This is a genomic window from Streptomyces sp. AC558_RSS880 (assembly GCF_019049255.1).
GTDB lineage: Bacteria > Actinomycetota > Actinomycetes > Streptomycetales > Streptomycetaceae > Streptomyces.
This window is the reverse complement of sequence record NZ_JAGMUJ010000087.1, coordinates 1-4,440: the sequence shown is the minus strand read 5'-3', so window position 1 is coordinate 4,440 and position 4,440 is coordinate 1. Positions and strand designations below refer to the sequence as shown.

The window sequence follows — 4,440 nt, the reverse complement described above, 5'->3', positions numbered from 1 at the left end:
CCCCTGAGCCCCACTTGGATCGGCAGCCTCATCAACACCACACCAGCCCACCGCAGAAAACCGGCTATAACAATGCATTACAGGTGAAAACGACCTCTGAGACCGCGTTTGAGATCTGGTCTCTACTTGACGTCGTAGCTGATGCCGAAGACACGAGTGATGCAGGCGTCGAGTAGAGAGGCGAACGCCTGAGCGGAGACCACCGTGGGGGCGGGGATCACACCTGCGTCGTCGGCATCGACCATGTAGTCGATGTCGGCCCACCCGCCGCGGTAGACGACAACGAGGAGTTCGGCCTCATTCGGACCGTGCAGATGAATGCCGACCGAGTCGGGGTCGTTGACCTGGGAGCGCTCTGTCTTCGGTTGCTGGGGCCACCGGGCCGCCTCGTCGCGCCAGGTTACGGGCTCGGCAGTCAGCCCCGCGGCCTGCCAAGCAGGTAGGCGGTCCGCGACGGCGGCAGCGGCTTCATCGAGGTCTACGACACGCTCCATGCAGCGATCATCGCTTACGGGTCTGGTTCTGCTCCTCAGCGATGCGGCGCAGGGGGCGAGGACCTGGACGCGTGGCCGGGCATCCCCGGGCAAGCCGGTGGACCATAACGCTGATCATGGCCCAGCGGATCATGGTCTCGGCGTGGGCGGGATGGTGCTCATAGTCGCGGGCCAGGCGGCGATGGGCGGTCAGCCAGGAAAAGGTCCGCTCGATCGCCCACCGCTTGGGCTGGACCCGAAAACCCCGCTGGCCGGGGTCTTTTCGGACGATCTCCAGCTCGCGGCCGAGGACCTGGGCGGTCCAGTCCACCAGGCGGCCGGCGAAGCCCTGATCGGCCCAGACCTTCCGCACAGACGGGTGGTCCAGCCGGGCCCACAGCAGCGGACGCCTGGCTCCGTCGCGGTCCTGGATACTCGCGGTCATGACGTGAACGGCCAGCAGCAAGCCGAGAGTATCGGTGACCAGGAACCGCTTGCGGCCCTTGACCTTCTTGCCCGCATCGAAACCGCGTGTGGCTGCGGGGACGGTGTCAGCGGTGCGGACCGACTGCGAGTCGATCAGCCCGGCACTGGGCTCCTCGCTTCGCCCCTCGACCCGGCGGACCTGGGCGCGCAGGGCGTCGTGAACTCGGGTGACGGTGCCCTCGTCGTGCCAGCGTACGAAGTACCAGTACACGGTCTGCCAGGGCGGGAAGTCCTTCGGCAGCTGCCGCCAAGCGCAGCCCGTCCGCACCACGTAGAAGATCGCGTCCACGATCCGTCGTCGCGAGTGCTTCTCGCGTCGCCCGCCCTTCGGCCCAGTCCGTGGCGGCGGGAGCAACAGCTCCACCAGCGTCCACTGCTCATCGGTCAGGTCCGACGGATACCCCCCAATACCGGTCACGGCAGGCTCAACGACCACTCCCGCCACAGGACATGGCAGATCTCAAACGCGACCTGAGACAGCATCAGCTGCCATGCGATAAAGCCCCACGACAGCGATCCCACCCCTCAATCTCTCACCTCATGACAGCAGCCCACCCACCCAAAAACACCCACTGACCAGCCCCGTAACACCAACCCCTGGACCAGCAGGACCGACTCTCACCACCACCGACACCAACCCGAGAGATCGCACGCGGCGCAGCTGGCCGCGATCGACCCGGACTGGAACTGCCCTTGGCCGCTGGACTGGCAGCGGCACTACCGCGTGCTCGCGGACCTGGTCGACGCCGACGGCGCCCTGCCCGAGATCCAACCCGGCGTGCTGTTCGAGGGCGACGACCTGGACGAGTGGCTGAAGCGGCAGAAGAACCCGAGCACCTGGAAGCTGCTGTCGACCGAGCAGCAGGAATGGCTGTCCAAGCTGGGCGTGCAGCCCGTTCAGATGCCGTCTCCCGATCCGGCGACCAGGGAACGTGGCAAAGGGGCTGATCAAGGCACAGCAGGCCTTCCAGCGGCGCCTCGCGGCGCTCGCGCAGTGGGTGGAGCGGGAAGGCGCCCACCGACCGGTCCTACGCGGCCACAGCGAAGAGATCACGGTCGACGGCGAGACGGAACCGGTCGCCGTGAAACTGGGCGTATGGATTTCGAACACCAAATCGAAGAGGGACCGGCTGGACGCCGACCACCTCACCGCCCTACGAAAGCTCGGCATCAAGTGATGCGTGACACGGCCGTTGTCCGGCCTCTGAGCCAGATTGCGTGAGGTCCCGAGACCACGCCTCGGGATCTCACTACTTCTCTTGCCCTGCGCCTTCCGAGCCGGTCCCCCTGCTTCGTCCTACGGCTGCGCCAGGGCGTCAGGAATGAAATGTGAGTAGCTCTCGCGCAGGTGCTGAGTGACGCGGTCGTCGGTGGCCTCGTAGTTCAGCTGCTCTTGGAAGAACCGCAGCTTCCTCTCCCCAGCGTCGAGGATCTCGCCCCAGCTCTTGACCCAGACTTCGTATTCTTCCTGCACGTCGGCGAGGCCTGCAGGGCGGTCCTTCTGCCGGATGTCGCGAAGGATTTTGTCGGAGTAGTCGTAGGTGACAAGGTAGAAGCGCCACTTGCAGCCGACTCCGCTGTACTGCGGATCGTCGACGATGGCCTGGGCGTAGCCCTTGATCTGTGCGAGTTCCTTCGGGCCGACTTGCACCGTGGGGCGCTTGAGCTCGATGACGAGGCGTTCAGTGGAGTTGTCGTCCCGGCGGCTGCGGAACATCAGGATGTCGACGCGGCCGCTACGCCCGTCGGGCTGGGTCACGACTTCGAGCTCGTGCTCCAGGACCACATCTTCACCAAGGTGGTCTTCCAGGTGGGCTTGCAGGACGTTGGTGAGCCCCATTTCACTTCTGGTCATGTGCCAGTCCTCACCGAACAGCCACAAGTTCTTGTTGACCATGGGATGGAGCTGGTCGACCTCGCGCAGGTTCTTGCGCAGGTGTTCGTCGGCGAGCATCTTGCGCAGTGCTTGGATGAAGTTCAGGCGGTTGGTGACCGTGGTGGCCGCGCCAATGACGTGAGTGAGGTCTGTGCTGTCGAGCAGATTCTTCAAATGCCGGCGGTCATCGTCGCTGAGCGCCAGGACCTTTTCGAGGATGGTGTGCAGGTCGCCGGGGCTGCTCTCCAGAGCGGTACGGATGAGGTTGACGGAAAGATTGCGCGCCGGCCCCCTGGTGGGCAGCGCATGGCGGGCTGCTGTGACAACGACGTCGAAGGTCTGGCGCTCTATGGCAAGTGCGCCGGTGGCTGGCTGGTCGTCGTAAGGGTAGATGCCTTCGGTCTTAAGCTGCCGCACGACTTCTGCCGAGATCTGGGCCCCGCGTACCGCCAGGTGCTTTTGGACGGCCTTGACGGCCGCGTCCAGGAGCCCGGAGTGGGACATGGTCAGGCCGTGCAAGTCGTCGACCGATAGCCCGTTGAACAGGTTGGCACGCAGGTAGGGGGTAAAGCTGATGATGCCGTCGGACCAGTCGCTGCCGTGCTCTCCCAGGGCGATGCCGTCGGCGTTGCAGAGGAGCATCTTGCGGTCGCTCATCCGCTTGTTCCACTCGACGAAGGTGACGACCGGGGACGGGTCTTCGCCGGCGTACTCCTCCGAGAGGTCCAGCTCCAGGTCGACGGGTTCGCCGACGATGATGTCGCTGGGGTCGAGCCGTCTGCCGTCGAACGTAACGTGCACGTGCGGGTAGGCCCGGAGGTAGAACGCCAGCTTCGCGGTGAGGTTCGCAGCGGCGTCGTCACGTTCCAGACTGCTGAGCGGCTTGCCCTGGGGCACGGAGACTCGGACTGTCGTGCCGGATCTTTCCCGGGGCGGATCGGTCTCCTCCACCTGCCAGATGGTGGCGTGGTCAGCGTTGCCAGTAATCCGAACTCCGACCAGGGCGTCGTCGACCACGGCCGCCGACTCCCAGGTGAGCCGGTCGCCCAGGGCGAAGGCGAAGAGACGCCCTTCACCGTTGCGGCCGTGCAGGATCCGCTCTCCGCCCTCGGTGTGGGTCCTGCTGGTCTTCCAGGTGGTGCCGTATGCCTGGAAAGCGGTGCGCGCTCGCTCGGGCGTCATGCCGTGACCGTTGTCGGTCACCACGACGTCAGTGATCGCTTTCATGTCGGAACGATGCAATTCGACCTGGACCTCGGTGGCGTTGGCGTCCAGGGCGTTCCACACCAGTTCGGCAACGGCCGTGATCTGAGGCTTCTTCTTGAACTGGAGGATCTTGCGCTCGCCGACCGAGAGCTCAAACTCCGTCAGCGGCGGTCCACTCTGCGCTGGCAGTCCCTCGCTGACCACGCCAACTCGCGCGTGTGCGGTCCCTTGTGTGCTGTGCTCCCCAGACATGCGGTGACCGTACCGGTTTCGCACAGTGCGGTACACATCGCCTTGCGTAAGAAGCCGTATCTCAACCGATCTTGGAACGTGTGGATCGAACAGGGTTCCTGGTCGGGTGATCTTCCGCAGGTACGCGCATGAAGGCAGGGCCTCCTG

Annotated in this window: 3 protein-coding genes and 1 pseudogene; 1 reads left to right on the top strand and 3 read right to left on the bottom strand. The window is 65.0% G+C overall.

All coding sequences use genetic code 11. The features are described 5' to 3' along the window. Positions 1-122: 122 nt before the first annotated feature. Positions 123-494 carry a hypothetical protein gene (locus tag KUM38_RS27330; protein WP_217132944.1) on the bottom strand — a complete coding sequence of 124 codons (372 nt, stop codon included), beginning with the start codon at positions 492-494 and terminating at the stop codon, positions 123-125. A 7-nt stretch (positions 495-501) separates the two neighbouring features. Further along, positions 502-1,416: an IS5 family transposase gene (locus tag KUM38_RS27325; RefSeq protein ID WP_374227086.1), complete on the bottom strand. Its 915-nt coding sequence runs from the start codon at positions 1,414-1,416 to the stop codon at positions 502-504. Positions 1,417-1,596: 180 nt separating this feature from the next. Here KUM38_RS27325 and KUM38_RS43705 point away from each other — a divergent pair. After that, positions 1,597-2,137, top strand: a pseudogene (locus tag KUM38_RS43705) (helicase associated domain-containing protein); the annotation flags it as partial. Between the two features lie 119 nt (positions 2,138-2,256). On the opposite strand, the gene KUM38_RS27315 reads toward KUM38_RS43705, so the two are convergent. Continuing rightward, on the bottom strand, positions 2,257-4,293 hold the full coding sequence (locus KUM38_RS27315; RefSeq protein WP_254397830.1) for an ATP-binding protein: 2,037 nt from the start codon (positions 4,291-4,293) through the stop codon (positions 2,257-2,259). Between the last annotated feature and the right edge of the window lie 147 nt (positions 4,294-4,440).